The sequence below is a fragment of the Bacillus sp. 3103sda1 genome (assembly GCF_024159135.1).
Classification (GTDB): domain Bacteria; phylum Bacillota; class Bacilli; order Bacillales; family Bacillaceae_G; genus Bacillus_A; species Bacillus_A rhizoplanae.
Window position 1 is genome coordinate 3,983,742 of sequence record NZ_JAMYWS010000001.1, and the last position, 26,317, is coordinate 4,010,058.

24 protein-coding genes are annotated in these 26,317 nt (G+C 36.4%); 5 read left to right on the forward strand and 19 right to left on the reverse strand.

Features of this window, described 5'->3' with window-relative positions:
* Positions 1–100: 100 nt before the first annotated feature.
* The gene (locus NKR74_RS19990) at positions 101–1,048 is read left to right on the forward strand and encodes a DUF1259 domain-containing protein (RefSeq protein WP_253630607.1); all 948 of its coding nucleotides are present in this window, start codon (positions 101–103) and stop codon (positions 1,046–1,048) included.
* A 274-nt stretch (positions 1,049–1,322) separates the two neighbouring features.
* Here NKR74_RS19990 and NKR74_RS19995 read toward each other — a convergent pair whose 3' ends face one another.
* Together NKR74_RS19995 and NKR74_RS20000 are read right to left on the reverse strand one after the other, a co-directional pair.
* Positions 1,323–2,036 (reverse strand): SDR family oxidoreductase, encoded by a 714-nt coding sequence (locus NKR74_RS19995; RefSeq protein ID WP_253630608.1) that lies wholly within the window; start codon positions 2,034–2,036, stop codon positions 1,323–1,325.
* 202 nt (positions 2,037–2,238) lie between these two features.
* The gene (locus NKR74_RS20000) at positions 2,239–2,577 is read right to left on the reverse strand and encodes a winged helix-turn-helix transcriptional regulator (protein WP_253630609.1); all 339 of its coding nucleotides are present in this window, start codon (positions 2,575–2,577) and stop codon (positions 2,239–2,241) included.
* Positions 2,578–2,747: 170 nt separating this feature from the next.
* Between NKR74_RS20000 and NKR74_RS20005 the strand changes: the two genes are divergently transcribed.
* Entirely contained in the window at positions 2,748–3,299 is a 552-nt protein-coding gene (locus NKR74_RS20005; protein WP_253630610.1) for an NAD(P)H-dependent oxidoreductase, read from the forward strand.
* A gap of 93 nt (positions 3,300–3,392) precedes the next feature.
* On the opposite strand, the gene NKR74_RS20010 is transcribed toward NKR74_RS20005, so the two are convergent.
* The 8 genes from NKR74_RS20010 to NKR74_RS20045 form a co-directional block, all read right to left on the reverse strand.
* The gene (locus NKR74_RS20010) at positions 3,393–4,496 is read right to left on the reverse strand and encodes a Ger(x)C family spore germination protein (RefSeq protein ID WP_253630611.1); all 1,104 of its coding nucleotides are present in this window, start codon (positions 4,494–4,496) and stop codon (positions 3,393–3,395) included.
* Positions 4,493–5,596 carry a GerAB/ArcD/ProY family transporter gene (locus tag NKR74_RS20015; RefSeq protein WP_253630612.1) on the reverse strand — a complete coding sequence of 368 codons (1,104 nt, stop codon included), beginning with the start codon at positions 5,594–5,596 and terminating at the stop codon, positions 4,493–4,495. The genes NKR74_RS20010 and NKR74_RS20015 overlap by 4 nt, the downstream gene beginning before the upstream one ends.
* Positions 5,597–5,600: 4 nt before the next feature.
* The gene (locus tag NKR74_RS20020; protein ID WP_253630613.1) at positions 5,601–7,148 is read right to left on the reverse strand and encodes a spore germination protein; all 1,548 of its coding nucleotides are present in this window, start codon (positions 7,146–7,148) and stop codon (positions 5,601–5,603) included.
* Positions 7,149–7,344: 196 nt separating this feature from the next.
* Entirely contained in the window at positions 7,345–7,785 is a 441-nt protein-coding gene (locus NKR74_RS20025; protein ID WP_098306758.1) for an ester cyclase, read from the reverse strand.
* A 139-nt stretch (positions 7,786–7,924) separates the two neighbouring features.
* Positions 7,925–8,305: a cell wall hydrolase gene (locus NKR74_RS20030; RefSeq protein WP_301287853.1), complete on the reverse strand. Its 381-nt coding sequence runs from the start codon at positions 8,303–8,305 to the stop codon at positions 7,925–7,927.
* 413 nt (positions 8,306–8,718) lie between these two features.
* Positions 8,719–10,185: a catalase gene (locus tag NKR74_RS20035; RefSeq protein ID WP_253630614.1), complete on the reverse strand. Its 1,467-nt coding sequence runs from the start codon at positions 10,183–10,185 to the stop codon at positions 8,719–8,721.
* A gap of 230 nt (positions 10,186–10,415) precedes the next feature.
* The gene (locus NKR74_RS20040) at positions 10,416–11,123 is read right to left on the reverse strand and encodes a response regulator (protein WP_253630615.1); all 708 of its coding nucleotides are present in this window, start codon (positions 11,121–11,123) and stop codon (positions 10,416–10,418) included.
* The gene (locus tag NKR74_RS20045) at positions 11,120–12,727 is read right to left on the reverse strand and encodes a sensor histidine kinase (RefSeq protein WP_098306750.1); all 1,608 of its coding nucleotides are present in this window, start codon (positions 12,725–12,727) and stop codon (positions 11,120–11,122) included. The genes NKR74_RS20040 and NKR74_RS20045 overlap by 4 nt, the downstream gene beginning before the upstream one ends.
* Before the next feature lie 425 nt (positions 12,728–13,152).
* Here NKR74_RS20045 and NKR74_RS20050 point away from each other — a divergent pair, with 425 nt between their 5' ends.
* Positions 13,153–13,530 carry a hypothetical protein gene (locus tag NKR74_RS20050; RefSeq protein ID WP_253630616.1) on the forward strand — a complete coding sequence of 126 codons (378 nt, stop codon included), beginning with the start codon at positions 13,153–13,155 and terminating at the stop codon, positions 13,528–13,530.
* 328 nt (positions 13,531–13,858) lie between these two features.
* On the opposite strand, the gene NKR74_RS20055 is transcribed toward NKR74_RS20050, so the two are convergent.
* From NKR74_RS20055 to trmB, 5 genes are all read right to left on the reverse strand, one after another.
* The gene (locus tag NKR74_RS20055) at positions 13,859–15,070 is read right to left on the reverse strand and encodes an NAD(P)-dependent malic enzyme (RefSeq protein WP_253630617.1); all 1,212 of its coding nucleotides are present in this window, start codon (positions 15,068–15,070) and stop codon (positions 13,859–13,861) included.
* A gap of 66 nt (positions 15,071–15,136) precedes the next feature.
* Positions 15,137–16,483 carry a 2-hydroxycarboxylate transporter family protein gene (locus tag NKR74_RS20060; protein WP_253630618.1) on the reverse strand — a complete coding sequence of 449 codons (1,347 nt, stop codon included), beginning with the start codon at positions 16,481–16,483 and terminating at the stop codon, positions 15,137–15,139.
* A 189-nt stretch (positions 16,484–16,672) separates the two neighbouring features.
* A complete protein-coding gene (locus NKR74_RS20065) occupies positions 16,673–17,074 on the reverse strand; it encodes a YxeA family protein (protein WP_253630619.1) in 402 nt (133 codons plus the stop codon).
* 558 nt (positions 17,075–17,632) lie between these two features.
* Positions 17,633–18,616 (reverse strand): S66 family peptidase, encoded by a 984-nt coding sequence (locus tag NKR74_RS20070; protein ID WP_098306740.1) that lies wholly within the window; start codon positions 18,614–18,616, stop codon positions 17,633–17,635.
* Positions 18,617–19,231: 615 nt separating this feature from the next.
* Positions 19,232–19,885, reverse strand: a complete 654-nt coding sequence (gene trmB / locus NKR74_RS20075) for a tRNA (guanosine(46)-N7)-methyltransferase TrmB (protein ID WP_098306738.1) — start codon at positions 19,883–19,885, stop codon at positions 19,232–19,234.
* A gap of 209 nt (positions 19,886–20,094) precedes the next feature.
* Between trmB and NKR74_RS20080 the strand changes: the two genes are divergently transcribed.
* Positions 20,095–20,373 (forward strand): YtzH-like family protein, encoded by a 279-nt coding sequence (locus tag NKR74_RS20080; RefSeq protein WP_098306736.1) that lies wholly within the window; start codon positions 20,095–20,097, stop codon positions 20,371–20,373.
* A 1-nt stretch (position 20,374) separates the two neighbouring features.
* Here NKR74_RS20080 and NKR74_RS20085 read toward each other — a convergent pair whose 3' ends face one another.
* From NKR74_RS20085 to pepV, 4 genes are all read right to left on the reverse strand, one after another.
* Positions 20,375–21,172, reverse strand: coding sequence for a phosphotransferase family protein (locus NKR74_RS20085; RefSeq protein ID WP_253630620.1), 798 nt, complete (start codon positions 21,170–21,172; stop codon positions 20,375–20,377).
* Between the two features lie 166 nt (positions 21,173–21,338).
* The gene (gene pulA, locus NKR74_RS20090) at positions 21,339–23,480 is read right to left on the reverse strand and encodes a type I pullulanase (protein WP_253630621.1); all 2,142 of its coding nucleotides are present in this window, start codon (positions 23,478–23,480) and stop codon (positions 21,339–21,341) included.
* Between the two features lie 67 nt (positions 23,481–23,547).
* Entirely contained in the window at positions 23,548–24,102 is a 555-nt protein-coding gene (gene thpR, locus NKR74_RS20095; protein WP_098306730.1) for an RNA 2',3'-cyclic phosphodiesterase, read from the reverse strand.
* Positions 24,103–24,254: 152 nt separating this feature from the next.
* The gene (gene pepV / locus NKR74_RS20100) at positions 24,255–25,661 is read right to left on the reverse strand and encodes a dipeptidase PepV (RefSeq protein WP_098306728.1); all 1,407 of its coding nucleotides are present in this window, start codon (positions 25,659–25,661) and stop codon (positions 24,255–24,257) included.
* 354 nt (positions 25,662–26,015) lie between these two features.
* Here pepV and NKR74_RS20105 point away from each other — a divergent pair, with 354 nt between their 5' ends.
* Entirely contained in the window at positions 26,016–26,237 is a 222-nt protein-coding gene (locus NKR74_RS20105) for a DeoR family transcriptional regulator (RefSeq protein ID WP_035436379.1), read from the forward strand.
* The last annotated feature ends 80 nt before the right edge of the window (positions 26,238–26,317 follow it).

The window sequence follows — 26,317 nt, forward strand, 5'->3', positions numbered from 1 at the left end:
TCATTCACTAACGAGCTGTTATGCGCAAGAAATAAGATGAATGGGGAATTATAATATCGTTTCCTAATATTTCACTATACATCTAAAGGAGAGTTAATCTATGCATAAGTGGAAATATATTATAATTACTTTTTTAGTTGCTGTTATAATTTATAATTTTACTTCACCCCCCTCAATTCAAGCGATGGAGAACTCTTCTTCTCCGAATTACAATCATTCAACAAATCATTTACCGCAGCAAGTAAACTGGAAACTAGTTGAGAAAGCAATGGGGCAATCAGGTGCGATGAGGCCAGGTGAAGTCTTTTATATCAGCCTTCCACGTAATGATTTACAAGTAAATGTCCAAGGAATACCAATCCGGCCTAGTTTAGCCTTGGGAGGCTGGACAGCTTTTAAACAAATGGGTAATCAAACGATGGTTATGGGTGATTTAGTTCTTACGGAAAATGAAGTTCAACCTGTCATGAATCAACTTTTTCATCAAGGAATTCAAGTTTCTGCACTACATAATCATTTGCTGGGAGAGTCACCGCGTATTATGTACTTGCACGTTAAGGGGTATGGTGATCCAGTTCAATTAGCTAAAGCGATTAGATCCGCAATGGAACTAACAACAATACCATGGAACAACAAATTACCGAATGATTCGCATGCCTTTTCCATTGATAAACAGAAGCTTGATAAAATATTTAGACAGAAAGGTACAGTTAGTGGTGGTGTTTATCACGTAAGTATTCCCCGGTTAGACAAAATCATGGAAAATGGCATGGAAATTCCTCCTGCTATGAGGATAGCAACAGTAATCAATTTTCAGCCGACGAAAAACAAAAAAGCTGCCATAACTGGTGATTTTGTACTTACTGCTGAAGAGGTAAATCCTGTTGCAAGTACGTTACGTAAACATGGTATTGAAGTAACTGCTTTACATAATCACATGTTAACCGAGAATCCCCGACTATTTTTTATGCATTTTTGGGCAAATGACGATCCAATCAAATTAGCTAAAGCACTGCGTGAAGCCATAGACAAAACTCATAGTATGTAGACTGTTTCGTTCGAATGCTAAATTGGATTTCAATTAGAAAAACAGATAAAGTGAAACTTCCATCAGTGGGGGGTTTTCTTCATCCCCCACTGATGGTTAGTTGAACCAATCGGGCTTTGACGGGCAGTTATCCCCCACCTATCCTCTTAATCTTGAGATGGGGGGTCTTACTGCCCGTTAATGCGGGATAAATTCATAAAAAACGCTATTCTCTCCGTATGTTTCCACAAAAGAATAGCGTTTTTTTATATAAATACAAACTCGTTTTAATACACTAAATCAAAGTATGCCCACCTTCAACATGAAGAACCGTTCCCGTAACAAAACCGTTCTGCATCGCATATAGTACAGCTTGTGCTACATCTTCCGCTTGACCTACTCGCCTTGCAGGAAGTTTATTTCCTAAGTCAGTGTAGAATTTGTCGCGTACTTCTTCTGCCATTTTACTCCGTGACGGCGTATCAATAATTCCAGGAGAGACAACATTCACACGAATAGGAGCAAGCTCTAACGCTAACGTTTGGCCAAGATTAGAAACAGCTGCATTGACTGCACCGAGCGTTGCCGATCCAACCATAGATTTATAAGCAACAACTCCAGAAAATAAAGTGATGGAGCCATTAGTAGCAATCTTTGGTGCACCATATTTTGCAGAGTAGAATTGTCCCCAAAATTTGTTTTCAAACAACTGACGTGCTGCGGCTGTATCTGTGTCGATAAAGGAACCTCCTGATGTTTCTGCTGCCGTAACAACTAAATGATCAATCGTACCTACTTGTTCAAAAAAAGACTGAACTTGTTGTTCTTGCGTTGTATCAAGCGTATAAGCAGTCACGTTTCTTCCTAACTGATCCGTCGCTCTCTGCAACTTTTCCTCTGAGCGACTAGCAATGATAACTTCAGCTCCTTGCAAGAGTGCAAGTTTCGCTGTTTCTAAACCAATACCAGAACTTCCACCAATAATTACAATTTTTTTATTGCTTAACATGTTCATTTCCCCCAGTTTTTCTAATTTTGTTTTGCTGAGATTATTGTATTTTTAAAACTTTCTTTTTGGAAGTAGTGATATTTAATACACATAGTTACATTTTAGAAAGTTTCTTTTTTGACAAGAAATGTACGCACAAAAAAATTGTTTTTCATAATAAAAAAGGACCCCATGGTCCTTTTTTATCTACATTCAAATTTTTTCATAATGTTAATCCAAATCGCTTTAATTCAATGAAAATATGTTCTAAACGTATTCCCTTGTCAGTTAATGTGTATTCGACACGCGGTGGAACCTCTGGGTATACCGTTCTTTTCACAATTCCTTGTACTTCAAGTTCCTTCAAACGAAGTGAGAGGGTCTTCGGACTAATTCCATCCATCGATTTTTGTAAATCACTAAATCGCATCGTTCCTTCAATAAGAAGATCTCGAATGATTAAAAAAGTCCATTTTGTCCCAATTACATCGAGTGTTTTCGCAATGGGACAAATTTGTCCTGGTGTTCCTTTTGTTAATTTAATTGGCTCCATATTCTCCATTAAAACACGCTCCTGAAAAAAATTTTTTATGATTTTCCTTTATGCTATCACAATTCTATCCTTACGGTAACTATATGAAATAAATATCACTACTTCCCAAAAGAAATCAACTATATATAAAATATCAATAGCGACTAGACGCTATCTCTAAACTAAGGGGGATAAATAAAATGAAAAATATACTAATTATCAATGGTCATCAAACATACAGATCAGCGGAAGGAAAACTAAACAAAACATTAACGGACAACATGGTGAATATATTAAGTCCCGAGAATCCTGTACAAACAACAGTCATTCAAAACGGATATGATATCGAAGAAGAACAAAGTAAATTTTTATGGGCTGATATTGTAATCTACCAAACACCTATTTATTGGTTTAATGTTCCAGGATTACTGAAAACATACATGGATGAGGTATATGCTTACGGATTATTTTTCAAAGGCTCCGAGCAATACGGAAGAGGCGGCTTATTAACTGATAAACACTATATGTTTTCAACTACGTGGAATGCTCCTGAAAAAGCATTTAACGATCCAGCACAGTTCTTTGGAGGAAAAAGCTTAGAAGAAGCACTCAATCATTTACACCGGACGCAAGAGTTTATCGGAATGAAGCCTTTAAAGAGCTTCGCTTGCTATAATGTAATAAAGAACCCTGATGTTGATAAATTTGTATCTGAACTAAATACACATCTAGAAGGAGTATTACCACTTTAATTTACTTTCACATTAGAAAAGCCCCCCTCAGAAGATCTGAAGGGGGCTTGCAAATTATAATCAATTTTCATACGTATCCCAGTTGAACTCTTATTACTTAATCGTTCCCATCGAACCAACTTTTACACTTACCTTAACATTTACATCCCCCTCTGCCAATGCCTTACCCCATTGATTTTGGACTTTTTTCCACTCTGGATATGTGTAAGTTCTTGCATATGTACCAAGTCCAATAGGGTCGATTTCGGCAGCTTGTATTTTCTTTATTAAATCCTTAAAATCAGCTTCCAGCCTAGTTTCAATAGCTTTTTGCAGCTTTGCCGCGTCCTTTCTTATATTGAACGGAAAAAGCCGTTCTGTAATGGCGATTCTCATCTTTACATCTATATTAAATATAAAATGACTGTCATATTTTACTTTTGTCTTTATCTTGATTTTTTGAGCAGTAAAGCTTATCCAATCTTTATTATGGTCATCCGATTTCGGCTTGATTGGAAGTGTAAATAGAAACTCACCTTTATTTTCGTGCTGTAAAATGCGTAATAATCTGTTTTCATCCGGTGTTAGTGTTAATTTATATCTGCCTTTTTCGTCCAACAGCGCTGTTCCTGTCACCCATACTCTATTCTTTTTTTTCATCTCGGTAATACTCGCTGTCATCCCTTTATCTTTCGTTTGTTGATGAAATTTTTGAAGAGTTGTTTTTACCGTGACATTTCTCATATAGGCGGTATCAACTAGTTTTGCTAAATACAAAGGGAGCCGAGGCTTATCTTTTGGATTATAAAAAATTACGTCCGAAACAGGTCCATCTACAGCGACAATTCGTGCAGTAACCGTATTTTTTGGATCACGGTAAAATGGGTCAAGATAATCTTCCCAGTTTTTTCGTTTCAGCAGCCGTTTCCCAATTAAAAAGACTTGCGTTTTGCTTCCCGATGTTAGCGCCATAACCGTAGCATCGAATTTCTCTCTAGAATTTCGAACCGTAACAGATTTCACACCAGTATTTTCTTCTTTCATCTTTGCTTCTTTATTAAACACAGGACTTGACATGTATACCAATAAGTTATTATCGCGATCTAAATCAATACCAAGTATAAGAGTAAGGGAAACATCTTCAACATTTGTTTGATCAAAGCATCCAGTCATGGTGAACGTCAATAACAAAATGCAGCATAGTACCTTCCTTTTCAATGTATTCCCCTCCGGCTATACTTCTCATATACCCAGCTGTACATCCATAAAACCACAGGTGATATATACGTCAATCCTAATCCAGCATTTGATATGGCTTGTTGCCAAACCTCAGATTCATTCCAAGTAGGATGAGTCCAAAATATGAAACCGATAATGCACAATAATAGAACAATGACGTGAGAGCTATGATCTTCTTTTCCAAGTAATTGACTAGAACAAAATACAGCGCAGTATATGCAAGGGACCCAGGCTGTGGAAACAACAATTAGGTAAGCAGCCAATAAAACCATGTCAAAACGCTCCAAAAAACGAAATTCAATTACTTTAAATAAGTTTAGTACTGGTTGATTAAATTCTGTAATGCTATCAGGGCTAAAGTAAGCAAAACAAACAAGAGTAGCAAACAAATAGAATAACATCGTCAAGGTATTTGCAATAACAAATCCATGGACCGCGTACTGCTTTTTTTGTAAAAAAGGATACAAAAAGAACGTAATATCAAATCCTAAATAGGCAAAAATAGTAGTTGGCACAGCTGTCAATATCGGATTCCATCCATCCTTCAACAATGGAAAGAAAGGCAGCCAACTCCAGCCACCTCTTAGCGGTATCAAAAAAAACACCGGAATCCAAATCATCATATAAAAAGCGAGTTCGCAGTATCGTCCTATAATACGAAGACCGTTGCGTACAACAAGAAAAATAGGAATTGAAAACAAAGATATAATGATATAGTCAGGCGTTTTCGGAAGAAGCCACGCCTTAAGATAAAGCATAGCGTTCACAAGAACGATACCGGAATAACAAGCGAAGTATATCGTGTAAATAACAACTAGTGCTTTCCCAACTATTTTTCCAAACAATCGTATAAGAATGTCATAAAACGTGTCTTCTGGATATCTTGCAGATGTTTTAACGATAAAAATACCAGATATTGTGGAGAATACCCAACCAATAAGTATAGCTATCCATCCATCTGTTCCAGCTTTTTCTGCAAGCACTCGTGGGAGAGCTAAAACTCCAGTTGCCACCTGCATTCCATTAATTAAAAAAATATACTGCATAAGAGTGATGTCATTATAGGCATACTTTTTCATAGTTTCACCTTTTATTGTGGTTTTTTCCTTGGCGAATAGATTGAATAGCTCCCGTACCTTTAGAGCGGCTTCTCATTGCCCATAGAGGAAAGCGTACAAAAGCATCCTTCATATCTGCAAAACGAAACGGTGCTAACGGAGTCCCATAAGGGGTACCTAGCGATTCAAGACTGATGAGATGTGCAATTAATGTCATCCACCCGATAACAAGTCCTACAATTCCAAACAAGGCAGCTGATATCATCATAGGAAACCGTAAAAACCTGATTGCTGCCCCCATATCATAATTCGGAATGATAAAAGAAGCGATGGCTGTAACAGCAACAACAATAATCATAATGTTACTTACAATTCCGGCTTGAACGGCCGCCTGTCCAATGATAATCCCGCCTACAATTCCAACTGTTTGACCAATCGGAGTGGGTAGCCGCAAAGCTCCTTCCCTCATCATTTCTAAAGTCATTTCCATAAGCAGTGCTTCCATAACTGGAGAAAATGGTACGCGGGTTCTTGATTCTGCAATAGATAAAAAAAGCTCCACAGGAATGACCTCAAAATTAAAGGAAATAAACGCAACATAACTCGCAGGCAAAAATAGAGCAATCAAAAAAGCGAAGAAACGAAGTATCCGAATAGACGAGGCAACTAACCAGCGTGTCCCGTAATCATCAACTCCTTGAAAAAAGGATATAAAATTTGTCGGAGCAATCAATACATTTGGAGAATGATCCACAACAACTACAAACCTTCCCTGGAGAATGTGAGATACAGCTAAATCGGGTCTTTCAGTTAATATAAATTGAGGAAACGGTGAATACGGATTATCTTCAATGAACTCGATAAGTTCACCCGTACTAATGACAGCGTCCACCATAATATCTTGAATCCGTGTTTCCAATTCTTCCAGTACTTCTTCGGAAGCTACATCTTTCAAATATAAAATGGAAATCCTCGTTTTGCCCCGCATACCAATTGTAATCTCTTTTAACATTAATTCTCGATGAGGAATATATCTCCGAATCAATGCGATATTTTGACTTCCAGTTTCTACAAACCCTTGATGAGCACCTTTTAGTGATATTTCATTCCTAGAATCTTCAATATTTCTTTGCGGCCATCCTTTCGTATCTAATTGATGCGCTGTAGTTTGGCCATGAATAAATAAAACGCTATCTCCTTCCAAAATAGCACTTTCAATTTTGGTCCACGTATCGACGACTTTGACCTGCCCTAATGTAATGGGCAGATCCGTGTTAGGATTACGGGCACTATTCATCAAAGGACTTAAAACATGATTTTGAATCGATTGCTTGTCCGTTAATCCAGACAAATAGACTAAAGCTGCTTCTAATCCATCGACTGTGATTGGAAACGGACGAATGACCAAATCAGGAGATTGACAGAAGAGTTGCTGAAGTTGAGCTATGTTTTTAGATAAATTAACGTCCAAGGGAGAATCTTCTATGTCTTTTTCCTGAAAATGAGTATTATTGTTTATTTGAAGAGACTTTGAATTACGTCTACCTTTTAATGGTTTCAGAAAATTAAACATAAACTCCATCCCTTTCTACATTTCATAACTATTTTTTATTATGTATTCTTTAAGGGAAAATATTCTAATAACCATTCTGGCTCATTATTCACGAACTAATGGTACTCTTAATCAAATCCTCAAAACAAAAAGCATTTCTTTCTGTATGTATAATAGAAAGAAATGCTTTTTTGTTTTAGGGATAAAATAAATATTTTTAATTATTTTCGATTTTTATCTTTTTATTTCGTTCTAATTGAGCTGTAATACCAGTGCGGTCAATTTGAATCCAATACTCTACAATTTTCCCGCCTTCTACACGATACACCGCGCTAGCTAACTGAATGATAGGAAGTCCGGTTGGCTGAAATCCATCAACTTCACCAATATGAGTACCTGTTTGTTTCCATCGAACATATACACGATCTTGTTGAGATACTAACAATTCTTGAATTTCTAAAGTAAACGTACCATAGGCATCCAACATCTCTTGTACATGATCCGCATAATCCATAGGAGATCTTTCAACTGTTACTTCATCTTCAGCTTGAACTTGATGAGCCAACACTTTTTCTGCCATAAACTCTGTTACTAGATGTAGATTACGTCCTGAACGTATTTCTTCAAAAAATCTTCTAACTATAATCTCAGGCATCATATAACAATCGCTTCCTCTCAGTATTATTTTCTATGAAAATAACAAAAAACACCTCATTTTGCAAATGAGGTGTTTTTGTATGTCGAATGGTCTTTATGTTGTGTCGAAGCGCTGATATATTCGTCCCAAGCTACTTACTCTATTTTCCACTATACACCTTCGGACAGTCATTTCCAGTCGGTTCATAAAAACAATGATTCTTATATTGTCCTGCATGAGGTTGATCCCACCACGTAGGAGGACAATCGCCAACTGGACGAAAAAACCAAAGAGAATATACACCTGGCCATATACGAGCATAATTCAAACATTTTCTTGCCATTTCTTTGTCGCTCTCTCTTGCTCGTTGATAGAAATACCCTTTCGTCACTGCTTCAAATCCGCCTGGCTGCTGATACACCATTTGTTCAATATTTGTAATTTGTTTAAAATCCAAACAATCGCACATTACACGATTCACACCAACTGTTCCTACTGCCATCATCCCTTGTTGCCCTTCACCTTCTGCTTCCGCTCTCATAAGACGAGCAAGTAAATCGACATCACTTTCTGAATAGGCAATTCTCGTCACTTTTATCCCTCCGTTCTCCCTATAACTATATGCAGCAAGGAGCATTTGTTTAAAAAAGACATGTTCTAAATAAGAAAAAACCCGAATAGGTTAACTTGTCTGCTACTCGGGTTACAGTATAATAAATGATCTAATTATTTAACTCTTTGACGAAAGAATAGGATTCCACCTAAAACAAACAATATCAAAACTTAACTGTTTGCTGGGACTCATAATGTCTACATTCAACTACGAGTCCTAGCAAATTGTTTGTTATTCGCAATTTTAAAATTTTTTCGGTGATAAAATAGTTCCCATAAGTTTTGTAAGTAAAAAAACTAGTTACAAAACTGGCTAAATAAACAATTTGGGAGACACTCCCACTATTTCACAATCCCTCCCATATATGCCGAAATATCAACGTTTAATGCTTGTGCTAAACGCATACCATACTCTCGATCTGCACGGAAGAAGTTACAAATCGCAAGCAATTTTGTTTGTTCATGTACATCTTTTAAATCATTTGTTAAGTTCGCAATTAAGTTATCTTTTTCTTCTTGAGAGAATGAACGATAACGCTCACCGGCTTGTTGGAAATCGTTTGGCTTCTCAATTTTTTCACGAGTTACATAACCTGTAAGTTTCATAGTTGAATCTCGATACGCTGGATCTTCAGTTGGATTTTCAGTATGACGACTTGGTTCGTAATTGATTGTGGATGATTGTTGATTTACTTGCATGAAACCATCACGTTGTTGATTATGAACAGCTGCATACGGACAGTTTACAGGTATTTGTAAGTAATTTGCTCCTAAGCGATAACGCTGTGTATCCGGATAAGAGAATAAGCGTCCTTGTAATAATTTATCCTCAGATGGTTCAATACCAGGCACAGTTGCACTCGGTGAAAATGCCGCTTGCTCTACTTCTGCAAAGAAATTTTGCGGGTTACGATTTAATGTCATTGTACCTACTTCAATTAATGGAAAACGGTCTTCTGGCCATATTTTTGTTGGATCTAGTGGATCAAACTCTAAAGAATCCATTTTATCTAGTTCCATGACTTGTACATGAAGATCCCATTTTGGATAATTCCCATGCTCAATCGCATCAAATAAATCACGAGTTGCATGGTTAAAATCTTTTCCTTGCATTTGTTCTGCCGCTTTCGCATTAAAGTTACGTACACCTTGTTGTGGCTTCCAATGATATTTTACGTACACAATTTTTCCATCTTCGTTTACCCATTTAAATGCATGAACACCGAAGCCCTCCATTTGACGGTAGTTTGCAGGTGTACCGTAATCAGAGAATACCCATGTTAGCATATGAGTCGATTCTGGTGATAACGTCATGAAATCCCAGTAACGATCCGGTGTTTGAATATTTGTATCAGGTGCTGGTTTTAAAGAATGAACCATATCAGGGAATTTGATTGCATCACGAATGAAAAATACAGGTAAATGATTACCAACAAGATCATAGTTTCCTTCTTCTGTATAGAACTTTACTGCAAAGCCTCTTGGATCACGAGCTGTTTCTGGAGAACCTTGGCCATGGATAACAGTTGAAAAACGAACAAATACAGGTGTTTCTGTTTCTTCCTTCTGTAAAAATGCTGCTTTTGTATATTCTTTCATACTATTTTTTGTTACGAAAATACCATGGGCACCAGCACCACGCGCGTGTACCACACGCTCAGGAATACGTTCGCGATCAAAATGAGCTAACTTTTCTACTAAATGATAATCCTCTAATAAGACTGGTCCACGGCGACCTGCTGTGCGAGAATTTTGATTATCTCCTACAGGAGCACCTTGGTTTGTTGTTAAACGATTATTAAGATTCATTTCTGAAATCCTCCTTTTAAATAAAAATTATTTATTTAAAATTATTATAATCTAATTATTATTAAAAAGTGACTCCATTGTCAATTATTTATATAAAGATTTTTTCACTTTTTAAAAACTATTACTACTAAATAATGAATAAATACATCTTAGTCATCTCGCATATCTACTCTTTTCTATTCAAAAAAGCTGTCTCAAAGGGTCATTATTCAACGACCTTTTGAGACAGCTTACATGTACAGCTTTATTTTATTTTCATCAATACAACGCAATTTACTTACCGGTCTTCCTACCTGCTGATAAACCATTTCATTTTCTAAAACTCCGATTTCAATTAAAAATATGACATACTTTCGAATAGACACCCTTGAAATTCCAACTAATTGTGCCATTTCATCTGTTGTAAATGCGTTTCCACGGAGCGATTGGATCTGTTTCCAAATTAACTGCAATGTTTGCTTTGTTAATCCTTTTGGAAGTTCTTTACTTACGTGAGATTCTACTTTTTCTTTTTGTAAAATCAGTGCATCTAGTTCAGATTGATTAATCTTTTGTTGCGCCTTCATAAATCTAAATTTCTCACGATATGCAGTTAACGCTTCCTTAAAACGTTCAAACGTAAATGGTTTAATTAAATAGTCGACAACTCCATACTGCAGTGCTTTTTTAATACTTGCCATATCATGTACTGCTGAAATCATCATAACATCAGTTTCTTTTTCTTTATTGCGGATATGCAGTAACAATTCAAACCCTGTATCACCAGGCATAAAAATATCAAGCAGTATAAAATCTATATGAGATTCCTCTAATATTTGTACTGCTTCGTTTACGGATTTAGCTATATGAACAAGTTCAAATCCTCCCACTTGTTCTAAATAATGCTTATTTAGCATCGCCACCATTGGGTCATCTTCTACAATTAAAACTTTGATCATTTTCCTATCTCATCCCTACTTTTATATGGTATTTCAATTGTAATGGTCGTTCCCTTTCCTAAGACGGAATCGATATATATATTCCCTTTTATGCGCCTTATGCTTTCATTTACAAGATATAAACCATACCCTCGATTTTCACCTTTTGTGGAATATCCTTTGACGAATATTTTATCCACTTCTTCTTTCGGAATTCCATTTCCTGTATCGGTAACTTTAATAATCAATTTATCATGATATTGGACGGAAACGTGTACTTGCTTATATTCACAACTCGCCACCGCATCTAGTGCATTATCAATTAAATTTCCTCCAATTGTAATGAGCTCATGAATCAATCTCTCATCATCTGGATCTGGTAAATACGAATCCTCACTTATAGTCAGTTCTATCCCCTTTTCTCTCGCATAGCTAAGTTTGCCAAGCATAAACCCTGCAAACACGGGATTTTTTATTTTCCTCATCACACCGCCAATTTCATATTGATGCTCTGATACCATGCTACTAACATACGTCTCTAATTCTTCATAATTTTTCATATGTGTTAGCCCTAATACAACGTGCATCTTATTCATAAATTCATGAGATTGTGCTCGTAAAGCCTCTGCATATAGTCGAATACCCGTTAACTGCTCTGCTAATTTTCTCATTTCCGTTTTATCACGAAATGTTGCAATGACACCAACAATTTCACCCTTTACGTATAACGGAACTCGATTCGTAACAATTGTAATCCCATGTAGACTTTGTTCCTCATCGAACTGCGCTGCTCCCGTTTGTAATACTTCTTTTATCCTTGTGTTCGGCATATACTGCTCAATGTCTTTACCAATACACTCTTCTTTAATTCCGCTTTTCTCAATTAATCGTTTCGCTTCGTTATTAATTAAAGTAATCCTCGCATCTTTATCAATCGCAATAATTCCTTCTTTGACGGATTGTAGCATCGTATTCCGCTCTTCTAAAATTTTTGAGATTTCACTAGGTTCGAGGCCAAATAAAATTTTCTTAATATGTCTAGCTAATAAAATAGCACCTATAATACCAACTAAAATTCCAACACTAACACCGATGTAAATAATATGTCTACTCTCCTTAACCCTTTCTTCCACATTATCAGCTGAAATTCCAACAGCAACAACCCCGATTTGTTCTTTCGCTTCAGAAAAAATCGGTACAAATACGCGCATAGATCTCCCTAATGTCCCTTTTGCCATTGATACATGTTCTTTTCCTTTCATGGCTAAGCCTTCATCGCCCCCTACAAAATGTTGGCCGATCTTCTTAGGATCTGGATGAGACTTTCTTATTCCATTCATATCCATGACTACGATGAATTGAACATCTGTATTTTTTAAAAGTCTATTCGTATACGTTTGAATCTCAGATACATCTTTTCTTCCCGCTAAAGCATCGATTACGAGCGGTGAATTTGCTGTAATACGTGCAACTGCTTTAGCTTTTTCCATTTGGCTCTCTTCTGTCATACGCTCGACATGATGACTAATTAAAATATCTGTTACAAGCAAAGACAATATGACAACCGTACACACCAGCAATGTAATCGTTGGCCATAAACCTAACAAGTTTTTTCTTTTTCTCATCTCTCTATTTTCTCCCTTATTTCTTCTATACCGCATGAAAAATCTATATTTACTTATTCTCTTTAATAAAAAAAACACTTTTTATAAGTAAAATCATCTACATTACTTTACTAGTTTTAATACAAATATACTATAGTTCCAAAAGGTCCATACAGACTTCTAGATTTTGGTACAAAAATAGAAAAAGGAGCATAAAGTAAAATTTCCATTCGGAGATGCTTTTCCTCCGAATGGTTAGTTAGTTGAACCAATCGGGCTTTAACGGGCAGTTATCCCCCATCTATCTTCTTCGGATTCCTCACAATCTTGAGGTGGGAGTCTTACTGCCCACGAATAGCGAGATAAAATTTGCTGAAAAGCTACTTGACACCCGAGTGAATTATTTTTAAAACAGTGTAAAATTACACTCTAGGAGATTTGAAACTATGAAGCAAAAAAACATGTATAGATTATCTCTCATACAATTACTTGCTTTCGTACTTAACCTATTTATCTTCTCCTCAACCATACGATTTTTACCTTGGTTTATTGAAGATGCTGTAGGTTGGTTTGGGGTCCTTATTACTGCTCCCTTACTATTAATTATTGCTGTAATGATGATATATCTTCAGGAAAGTAAAGGGTATGTGATATCAAGAACGAAAAAAATCATTCCTTTTATTGCATCAATTTTTTCAATCTGTATCGTATTATTAAATATCACAGACTTATCTGTTATAACAGCTCTTATATTTAACTTTGGAATGATCATTATAACTGTTATATTTTTGTTACAAGATTTCTTCACACTTAATAAAAGTTAAGATTTTGAGTATAGATTCAAAAGAGTGCGAATTAGAACACTCTATTTCCAAAGATTATACTAGTGGTGATTTTAAACAAACAAAAAAGATATCCATGAGTAGCAATGGATACCTATTTAATTTAACAAGCCAAGAAAACAACAAATTATAAAGTGAAACTTCCATCAGTGTGGGGGCTTTATCCCCCACTGATGGTTAGTTGAACCAATCGGGCTTTTACGGGCAGTTATCCCCCACCTATCTTCTTCGCTTTTCTCTGAATCTTAAGGTGGGGGGCTTACTGCCCGTTAATGCGGGATAAAGTGAAACTTCCATTCAAAGTTTCACTTTATTGTTCTATAGAATAGTTTGGCATCGTTGTGATTTGCGCCACTCCTGATTGAATAGCTGCTTTTGCTACCGCAGCTGCTACGCTTGGTACAACTCTTTTATCCAGTGGATTTGGAATGACGTAATTTGCATTTCGTTCTTCATCCGTAATAATGTTAGCAATTCCGTACGCCGCAGCTAATTTCATTTCCTCTGTAACATCTGTTGCACGGACATCTAATGCACCGCGGAATATACCTGGAAATGCCAATACATTGTTCACTTGGTTCGCATAATCAGAGCGGCCTGTTCCAACAACAGCTGCTCCGGCTTCCAGCGCATCCTCTGGGAATATTTCTGGTACTGGATTCGCCATTGCAAACACAATTGGATTTGTATTCATTGTCTTCACAAGTTCTTTTGTTAATACGTTAGGAGCAGATACACCGATAAAAATGTCTGCGCCGTGAATCGCTTCTTTTAATGTTCCATGTACATGTTCACGGTTTGTTTCTTTAGCAATCTCGATTTGTGCTGGGTTCATCCATGACTCTCCTTCACAAACAACCCCTTCTAAACTTACTAATGTCATATGCTGTGCGCCTGCTTTTAATAACAATTTACCAATCGCAATCCCTGCAGAACCAGCACCATTAATGACGATCTTTACTTCATTCATCGTTTTATTTACCACTTTTAACGCGTTAAGCACCGCAGCTAAAACAACAATTGCTGTTCCGTGCTGATCATCATGGAACACTGGAATATTCGTTTCTTCTTTTAAACGCTTTTCAATTTCAAAACAACGCGGTGCTGCAATATCTTCTAAATTAATACCTGCAAATGTAGGCTCTAAATTTTTAACAATGGTTACGATTTCATCTACATCCGTCGTTCCAAGACAAAGCGGAAATGCATCGACATTCGCAAACGTTTTAAATAAAATACTTTTTCCTTCCATAACAGGCATAGCTGCTTTCGGCCCAATATCGCCTAATCCAAGCACTGCCGTTCCATCTGAAATAACCGCAACCATATTACCGCGTGCCGTATAATCGTAAGCTGTTTCTTCATCTGCAGCAATCGCCTTACAAGATTCAGCTACACCTGGTGTATATGTCAAACTTAAATCATCTGCTGAATTCACTTCTACTTTACTTGTAATTTCAATTTTTCCTACTAACTCTTTATGAAGCAATAATGAACGTTCCTTAATTTGACTCTCTAACATAGAAATAATCTCCTCCTAATTTGACAAGCTAGCTACGTCTTTACATAGCTAGCTTGTCTGCATACATTACGAAAACATTTTTAATAAAATTGATGCTGTTACAACCATCGCTGCTCCGCCTAAACGTGTTGAAATTTGTGCAAATGGCATTAATTCCATACGGTTTGAAGCTGATAAAATCGCAACGTCTCCTGTTCCACCTAATCCGCTATGGCATCCTGTTACAATCGCAGATTCAACTGGGTACATTTTCATGACTTTTCCAACAAGAAAACCAGACGCTATCATTGTTACTACTACTGATGCACACACCGCAACATATCCAACTGAAAGAACAGCTGCTACATCTTTTAACGGAATGTATAGCAATCCTAAACCAACCATTAATGGCCACGTTAAGCTTGTCGAAATAAATTTATATAAGTGATATGCACCTTGCTCCATTTTTGCTGGCATTAATTTGAAGTATTTTACAAGTGCTGCTGAAAAGATCATAATGATTGCCCCTGGAATACCAATAAATTTAGAAGCCAATCCACCGAAAATAAAGAACGTACATGCAATTAATAAACCTGCTCCCATTAATGAGAAGTCAATTGGTTTTTCTGTATTTTGTTCTTTTAATAATTCATCTTGATCACCTGTTCTTACCAACATACCATTACCGCTAAGCTCTGGTTTTTTCTCACCTAATCGCTTCATATATCCAGCACCTACAATCGCAAACATATTTCCGATAACCGCTGCTGGAATAAGCTGAGATACAAATGTTGCTGATGATTGATGTAAAATGTCACTGTAAGCTAAGGAAAGTGGTAAAATACCTTCTCCGATACCACCGCTCACAATTGGCACAATTATAAAGAAGAATGTTCGCTTCATTTCAAATCCAAATAATGATCCAACTAATAATCCAACTGCAATAGAAGCGAGTGTTCCTACAACTAACGGAATAAACATGCGAATAAAGCCTTGCACTAACACTTTACGGCTCATTCCTAAAACACTTCCGATTACTAAACAAGAAATATATAAATATAAAAAGTTCGATTTTTTCATTAACATATTCACAGCATCCATTGAAGCTGGGTTCATCCAATTAAAGAACACAAGTAATGAAGGAATAAATAATGAAAGAATTGCTGGTCCACCAATGTTCTTTAAAATTGGAATTCTCATTCCGATATCACCTAAGAAAATTCCCATAATCATAATAACTGCAAATCCACCAATCATATCAGCAGGCAACTTATTATATACAGACGCTCCGTAAATAACAGCCGCTAGCACGATATATAAAGGCAATGGTATAACACCAATTTTTATATTCATGATTTTTGAAACGTGTGATTCCTGCTTTGTTTCTACTTTACCTACAGGTGACACCGTTTCCATTTTATTTTGAATCCCCATAGAGGCACCCCCTTATGTTGTTACTTACAATATTAAAACGCTTTCAATAGTAAAAACAGATTTTGTAAGTTATGTAATTGGTTTTGTAATTAAAAAAACGGGATTGGTAAAAAAACGCTATCCTTTTTATATTTCTACAAAAAGAATAGCGTTTTTTTCTACATAAATACGGACTGCTTTATATATATATTATTTCACACCTAACTTTTCTTTTGCCTTCACAGGTAATTCATTCATTGTTACCTCTTCATAACTTTGAATTGATTTCGTTTTGTCATCATATTCACCCTCTACATATACACGAAGAAATGCATGTAATTTCAAATTTTTATTTGCAGAAAATTTAACAGTTACTTCCTTCCCATTATCATCATATGCTTTCAATGTATACCAATACAGCGTATACTTTTCCCCATCTTCACCTTTCGTAGATTCTTCTATTCCGTTCTCTGTGATTTGAACATAATATTCTTTCGTTCCCCATTTTTTAAGATTTAGCACATTATTCTTTTCAGCAACAGCGAATACTGCTACTGAAGATAGTAAAAATAATAGAACACATGTCGTAACACCCACTACATATTTCTTCAAATCGTTCACGCCTTTTCTATGAATTTGCAATGTATTATCTTTTTGTATCGTAAAGGTTTTGTGCGTGATTTGTTATCGATTTAGGTTACGTAAACATTACATTTCTGTAATGGTTGAATCTTTATCACAGATATTATCCAAAAATCCTAATTGTCGAATTAATAGGAAAATTGTCTATTTTTTGTTGATTTATTTTATTTTTAGTGTTACACTTACAATCACAAAGAGAGAGTAACTAAAAACCCTCTGTATTACAAGAAGTATAAATATTCATTTTTTTGCTTGTTTACTCCATTTCCACTTGTTTAACATGTATGTGCAGTTACCACTCTTTCTTTGCTTTGCTGTCCTGTCATATCAAACCAAATACCTTAAACTTTTTAAGGTTATTTGGTTTGATATGTATTTTATCTATTTTTTATAATTTTTGAAATTCAACTAAATTATTAACTCAGAAACTTGTATGTTTTTTACGATACAAAAAGTCCCTTTAGATTTTTTCTGAAGGGACTTTTTTGGGTTTCTAGTTATATCGAGGTATTATAAACAAGTAAAAAGCTAAAAGCTCAAAATACGAACTGTTTTCTGCGTTGCATTTAATTCAATAGTTGCTCCAATTGGCATTGTTACAATAGGATGTGTATGGCAGCAATCAAAATCCACTAAAATAGGGATATCAAGGTCCCCGATTACTTCGAGTAAAATGTCAGATGGTGCTAACCCTGTTCCTTGATCGTCAAACTGTTCATGCTTTCCTAAGATTACGCCGCTAACCTTGTCGAACACACCATTTATTTTTAGGAAACTAAAATGCTTTTCAACGATCGCTGCTGTTTTTTTACAGTCTTCCATCATGAAAATATCTCCCTTATTAATAGCAGGCATATAAGGACTTCCCCATATACTTAACATTGTCGTCAAATTTCCAGCTATTAACCGACCTGTTGCTACACCTTCTTTTACACAAATCCATTCATTCGGATAACTTTTTTTTGGCCGATTTTGTGTCTGCCAATTTAATTGCTCATCTGTCCAAAAAGGATATACAGGATACTCATATGGAAGTGCTTCACTTTTTATTAGCACATCTTCAAATGATAAAAATGTATCATTTACATACGGAGGAAATTCTCCCAATGAAGAAATCAAGGAAGGTCCATAAAATGTTTGAATACCTGTTTTAGCATAAATACCTAATAAAATTGCTGTAACATCTGAATATCCAACAAAAATTTTAGGGTGTTGTTTTATTGCTTCGTAATCTAAATAGGGAAGTAAAGAATTTGAATTACTCCCTCCAACAGACGACATAATACACTTAATCGCTGGATTTCGAATGAGTTCATTCAACTCTTGAGCACGATCTTTTATACTTCCAGATCGATATCCATCATGTTTCCCAGTAAGACTTCCATCAACTATACGAAATCCTTTACTTTCCATAAACTGTTTGGAGCGTTTGAATCTATTAGGCGATGTATATGTACCTGGCAGTGATGGTGAAAAAATACCTATTTGATCTCCTTTGTTTAACTGAAACAATCCTTTTCACTCCTATATATGTATTACCATGTGATATCCACTTATTTAATATAGCCCAATATTAGTTTAAATGCTTCTGATGTAAAGTGAAACTTCCATCAGTGGGTGGGTTTTTCATCCCCCGCTAATGGTTAGTTGAACCAATCGGGCTCTTACGGGCAGTAAGCCCCCCACTCCTCGCTTCTCTCTCAATATCGAGGTGGGGGTCTTACTGCCCGCGAATAGCGGGATAAACCTCAAATTCGATCAAAAGATGTAATTCCAACAATATATTCATGTGCCTAGCTTTCCAGCTTTAGTAACTATATTAAATTCTTATAAGTAGTCTTATATCAGTCTGTAAAATTGTCGAATTATAAAGAAAATTGTCTATTTTTTGTTGATTTATTTTATTTTTAGTGATAAACTCATAATCATAAAGAAAGAGTAGAAAAAAACACCCTATAAGCTTTATATTTTTCTGAAAATTTAGTTTTCAAACCATTTCACTTTCATTGACATTCTTGTGCTTATCTAACTCTTTCTTTTTTCCAAGAAGCTGTCACAAAGCTAGTACTTTGGGGCGGCTTCTTTATTTTATGCAATTAGCTCCTTAAAAAAGAAAAAACCTGCGCATTATTGCGCAGGTTCTGTACGATATTTTGCTTCAACGCGGTAAATACGATTTCCCTTGCTTGAGAATTTTTCTTCGTATTCCGTCATAATGTTGCCTTCAAAATCACTATTGTGAAGGTCTAAGCTAATATACGGCAGCAGCATGCCATATTCTGCCATACTTGTAAGAGAGTATTCGAATAGAGCTTGGTTATCTGTTTTGAAGTGAATTTCTCCGCCCTTTACAAGTACTGTTTCATAGTTACGTAAAAACGTTTTATACGTTAAACGGCGTTTTTCATGACGATTCTTTGGCCATGGATCAGAAAAGTTTAAATAAACGCGATCAATTTCATTCTCCGCAAAAAATACTGTTAAATCTTCTGCGTCTTTATTAATTAATTTTAAATTCGGCACTGCTTCTTCAATTAGTTTATCAAGTGCATCTACAACCACACTTGTAAACTTCTCAATTCCAATATAGTTTACATCGGGATTTGCTTTTGCCATTTCGTACATGAAGCGGCCACGTCCTGTTCCAACTTCAATATGAATTGGGTTGTCGTTACCAAACAACTCTTTCCATTTCCCGTTATGTTCTTCCGGATTTCCAATTACAAACTGCGAATATTCTTTCGTTCGGTCCATTGCATATGGTTTATGTCTTAAGCGCATAGTTCTCTCCCTCTCTGCATTTCAAGATGTGTGTATCAAATAAAAAACCAAGTACGTACGAGCACTCGGTCCGTTTGTTTCTAGTATAAGATTTGCTATTTTGATGGAAACTACAAAGTGTATTACATACAACTTTCATCAGCTCTTCGCTGGCGGTACACTACGCTCGTTTCATTGTTACGATAACAACTGAAAAGGATGTGTCAAAAATGCCACTTAACCATGAACATCAAATGGCAATCTTAAAAGACATCTTAGTCAATCATCAAAGTGATTGCTGTGGAACGGTTTCTGAGTGTGAACAATTAGAACGTCTCATTCAATCATTACTCGTAAATGACAGTGTGAGCAATGAGGTCAAAACGATGCTAAACGATGTATATTACTATAGTCAATCGGGTAAATTGTCTCCTGATTTAGACGGCCATATTTCTGGTCATCAAGAACAACTGTCACAATGGATTACAGGAATGGATAGTTTTTCTTAAATTATTCTGAAGCGAGTAGTTGTATTAAATATTGAAGCCAATATTCTGCTTCTACTTGCTTATTTTTTGCTGTGTACCATTGTACGAAAATCATACATTGCAGTGTAACATACCATTTCATACGGCTTAGCAAAGAATCAGTCAGTTCTAATCCATAATGCTCAAGCCACTCGTGCCATTCATCCCTTGGAATATACCAATGGAGTAGCATTCCAATATCAAGAGCTGGGTCTGCAATAACTGCTCCGTCCCAATCAATCAAAAACAATTCATCATCATCTGTTAATAACCAATTGTTATGATTCACATCGCAATGACAAACAGCAAGATTATCAAATTCTACATGCTGAAGGGACTTTTGTAAATACTGAAGTCCTTTTTGAATGATTTCATTTTGCTTTACATCCTCTTGCAAAGTGAGAAGCACTTCTTCTAATATATCTTGCGCATGCAAGGGCTGTTTACCAAGCTTTTGAATCATATGCAATAACGCCTCAGAAGAATGAATTTTTTTCAGCAATGCTGCAACTCGCTTAGATTTCATATCTTCTGGCTCTAACCTTTGTCCTGGTAGCCACTTTTGTGCCGAAATGACATCGCCATTTGTTAATCGCCTTGTCCAAAGTAGCTTCGGAACAATCCCTTCTGCTGACAATACCGCAAGAAAGGGCGATGAATTGCGCTTTAAAAATAGTTTATGTTGTTCATTATGCGCAATGTAGGCATCTCCTGTCGCCCCTCCGGCTGGTATTACTTTCCACTCTTCTCCTAACAATTGTTCCAACCATTCCATGTTCATTACCCGTTAACAATTCCTTATCTTTTATAGTTATGAAAAGAAACAAACAAGCTGTTCACTCTTTTACTTTATTTTACAAAAACAATAATATATATGGCAACTTATCTGAATAGCCACCTTTGTCAATTCTACATTTATTATATTCGCATCGTCAAGGGTCGATTCGTCACATTTTCGCCAATATATAGGTACTAATCGGTGCAATAACAAATGTATCTCCATCAAATGAAGAAATTGGACTCTCTGCTGCATTTTTATCGTTCGCAAGTACATGCCATACACCGCTATTTGGCAATGAAACAGTTTGCTCTTCTATTCCGTTATGAAAGAATACAACAATTTCTTTCCACTTCCCAAACTGCTGTACATCCTGTAAGTAATACGCGATAACAGAAGGAACCGTATTTAAGAAGGACATATACCGCTTAATCAACTCAGACGACGCAAAACGAAATGCTCCGTGTGATTTTCGAATACGAATCATTCCTTTTATATAGGAAATATTTTCTTCTTCTCGCTCTTTTTGATCCCAGTCCATCTGATTGATGCAATCCGGGGCATTATAACTATTTTCATTTCCTTGTTTTGTACGGTAAAATTCTTGACCAGCATGTAAGAACGGAATACCTTGTGCTAATAATGTCATTGTCGTTGCGAGGCGGTGACGACGTTTTTGCAATTGTTCCTCTTCTTTACTGTTGCTTGCAATCTTATCCCACATTGTCATGTTATCGTGACATTCTACATAATTAATGCTTTGCACGGGCTCTTGAAATAAACTAGACGACTTTAAATAAGGAACACTTCCTGTAAGTAAATATTGGATATGCTCTTTATTTGTTGTTTCACCAAGAGCGTAGCCGCTTTTTTGGACATCAAATGTACTTCCCTTGATTCCATCTCGAAATTGATCATTAAACTGAGCAATATATGGTATTTGGATTGCATTTTGTAACGTTGCTTTCTTATTAGCAGCAAGCGGTGTTTGCAAATCCCATCCTTCACCTAGTAATACTACATGTTCTTTCACTGTATTTGTTTTTTCACGAATTTCGTTCATTGTATCAACATCTAAAATACCCATTAAGTCGAAACGAAATCCGTCCACATTGTATTCTGTTAACCAATATAATACCGAATCGACAATAAATTTACGGACCATATTACGCTCTGATGCAATATCATTTCCAACACCCGTCCCATTTGACGGCATCCCATTTTCATCGTGCCGAAAGTAATATCCTGGTACAAGCCTCTCAAAAGAAGATGTTTCTCTTTCGTATATATGATTATAAACAACATCTATAATAACGCGTAGACTATTTCGATGAAGTGCTTGAATCATTTGTTTACATTCAACAATTCGATTGTACGGATCAATCGGATTTGTTGCATAACTGCCATTTGGAACGTTGTAATATAACGGATTATATCCCCAGTTATACGTTGTGAACGGCTGCTCCTCATCTACTCCAGCATAATGATGAATGGGCAATAGTTCGATATGTGTAACTCCTAATTCCTTTATATAAGAAAGAGCTGTGAACGTCCCATCTTTTCCTACTGTTCCTTCTTCCGTTAAACCGAGGTACTTTCCTTTATTACTCGCACCGCTATTAGGATGAATCGTCATATCACGAATGTGTGTCTCATAAATAATGGCATCCGTCATAGAAGTCATTGGCGGTAACGGTTCATGGTCTTGTACATACGTTTTCGCAAGATTTACGACGATTCCATATGTGCCGTTTAAAGAAACTGATTTTGCATATGGATCAACTGCTTCTCGCCAAATAAGATTAATACAGACAAGAAATGTATATTGAGCACCATCCCAGTCTCCCGACAACTCATAGCACCAAACGCCTTTTTCTTGTCCATTCATTTCATAATCTGTATATACATCGGCGCTTTCATAAATACGAACTTTTGCTTTAGTGGCTGTTGGTGCCCACACTTTAAACTTAGTTTGTTCCTTTGAATAAGAAGCTCCTAAATCGCTTCCCTCGTACATATATAACTCATCAAACTTCGCTGTTCGAATGACAGCACCCATCTGCAAATCTGTTTCTACGCCGCGCTCATCACATATGATATAACACTGATTCAGTGTAATTTGTTCACTCACTTTACATTCATATTTTATTGCATGTGGAAGAGAGATGATACGTTCGATTGAGAGCTCCCATTCATTTGCATCTTGTTTTAAATGGAAGATGCTACTCGTTCCGTACGCATGCGGAAGTAAAATTGTGATTTTATCCATTTCATCTAAATATGCTTCAAACGTACGCTGTATGTTTAACATATGTACTCACATCCTCCCAAGAGACATTCCATTTTCTATAGTATATTCAAAAAATCGGAAAACGTTTTCAAGCTTGTGTCTTCTGTAAAGATATTTCATGGATTGCCTCATACTTCGGTACCTGGTCTACATGAGTTTCATATAAGGTTACTGTTTCGACCTCAAATGTACGCCGCGGTACTACTGAAAGCTGCTTCTCATCAAATTTTTCTTCACCTTTCCATTTACGAGCTATCGTAATGTGAGGGTGATACGGGCGTGTTTCTAATTGAAAACCATTCTGTTCACATATTGTATATACTTGTTTTTGTAAGTCAAACAAAGCCCTTTCTTCTTCCACTCCCACCCAAAAAACACGCGGCTGTTCTTTTCTTCCAAATGTATGACATCCTTGCAATGTAAGTGAAAAACGTGAAATTTTAGCTAGCTGCTGCAAGTCTTGTTTCAGTTTTTCAAGCTGCGTTTCCTCAGCACTTCCTAAAAACGACAGTGTAATATGATAGTCCTCTTTATGCACCCAAGAACGAAACAGGGCGGCTTCTTCTATCGTTTCTTTCCACTCTGCCAACGCGTTCTTTATCTCATTTGGTAATTTCACTGCAATAAAATAATGTCTCGCCATCTTCTCTATCTCCTTTTCCCGGCATTAAACTGTCTAACAAAATACATCCAAGCAGGATTTTTCACTATTATTAGTGTGAAACGTCTTCTTATTCTCCATACATACAAAAGAAGCCGCTCTCCTTGTAGAGAGCGGTTCATGTATTGCTGCTACTATTTCGCTAATTCATAAATAGCATGCGCATAGATAGCTGTCGCTTTTAATAAATCCTCAATTTCAATATACTCATCTTTTTGATGCGCTAATTCTTCTTTTCCTGGGAATAGAGGACCAAACGCAACACCAGCTTCCAATGAACGTGCATATGTACCGCCGCCGATTGCTAATAACTCTGCTTTTTCGCCTGTTTGCTCTTCGTATACACGCTGAAGTGTACGAATTAACACATGATTTTTATCTACGTGATGCGGACGAGAGTCTGACACAATTGTTATAGCAAAGTCCTGTGCACCCACATAATTCGTTAATGTTTGCAGCGTTCCTTCTAAGTTTGTTGTAACTGGATAACGAATATTTAATCCCAGTTTACCGCCCTCTTCTTTCGTATAAGAAAGAAGACCAACGTTTACTGTTAATGGTCCGGTAATCTCATCTGCATAAGCAATGCCAGCTTTTTTCCCAAGCGTATCATTTGTGAATGTTTCTGCCGCTAGGCTAGCAAATGCTGCGCCTTGCTCATCTAAAGAGATTGTCGTTAAGAAGTTCACAAGTGTTAATCCTGCATTTTCTCCTTGTTCAGGCGTAGAGCCGTGTGCAGAAATGCCTTTTACTTGCAATTTAACTGTATTTCCTTCCACAATTGCTTTTCCGTTTTTCTTTGCTTCTTCTACATATTGTTCATACTGACTTGCAAGTTCTGCTGCTTTTTCGCTCGTTACAACAGCTTCTGCAAAATCAGGAACCATATTTAAACGACGTCCAGATGAAAATGATACTAATACATTCTCTCCTGCTGCGTGTTCTTTTTTATTTTGAACAACATATAAATCGCAAATCCCTTTTTCAGCATTAATAATCGGGAAATCTGCATCCGGTGCAAATCCCATCGTTGGCATTTCTTCATGTTTGAAGTAATGATCCACGCATTTCCAATTACTTTCTTCATCTGTTCCTAAAATCATTCGAACACGTTTAGAAAGCGGCAATCCTAATTCTTTTACAATTTTCATTGCATAGTAAGCTGCCATTGTTGGCCCTTTATCATCAATTGCACCGCGTGCAAAAATTTTACCATCGCGAATATCCGCACTATATGCAGGAGTTGTCCAGCCGTCTCCTTCTGGTACAACATCAACATGACATAAAATACCAAGAAGTTCTTCTCCTTGTCCCATCTCTAAATGACCTGCGTATCCTTCTAAATTTTTAGAAAGAAATCCGTCAGCTTCTCCCTTATCTAGCATGAAAGATAAGGCCTTTGCTACACCCTCTCCAAATGGTGCGCCTTCTTTTGCCGTCTCTTCTTCCCATACACTTTTAATTTGTAAAAATTGCTGTACATCGTGAATAAGAGTATCTTTTCGTTTCTCTACTTCTTGCATCCAATTTATGTTTGTCATACCTTCACCTTCTTCTCTATTCTCTCTTTCATCATAGCAAACGATTTCTTATTATGCTAGCAAGGAAAGGATTAATACCGAACAATTTAAATATTTCAGATAATTAAAATTGGTTTTTTCTTATTTTTCTCAAAATTTTTTGCAGGAATTTGACGTTTTCCGTAGAAATTTAGTAAGATAGTTGATAAAGAGAAACAAAATGTCAACAACTTTCTTTCTACAAACTCTATTACATGTTAAAATTTTGTAAAATTTGAGCAAGTTAGAGCATGATTTTTTTCATATGGAGTACAATGGAAGTAAAGACCTTCTTTCCTGAATGGGTCAAAAAACTTGTAGAGGAGTGGTTTTTTGATAAAACCTACAACTACTCGTATGCTAACACGCATTAAATCTATCTATATGTACATTAATGAGAAAGGCACCGTAACGACGCAAGACCTTGTAGATGAGTTCGGGATCACACCGCGAACGATACAGCGCGATCTGAATGTGTTGCAATTTAATGAACTCGTGTATAGCCCTTGCCGCGGCAAGTGGACAACAACAGGAAAGAAAGTGAGAATGACCTCGTGACAAATTTAACTTGATTTACAATATATATCCCCTTTCTATACAGAGAAAGGGGATTCTTTTTTGTTTTCGGAATCGGTCTC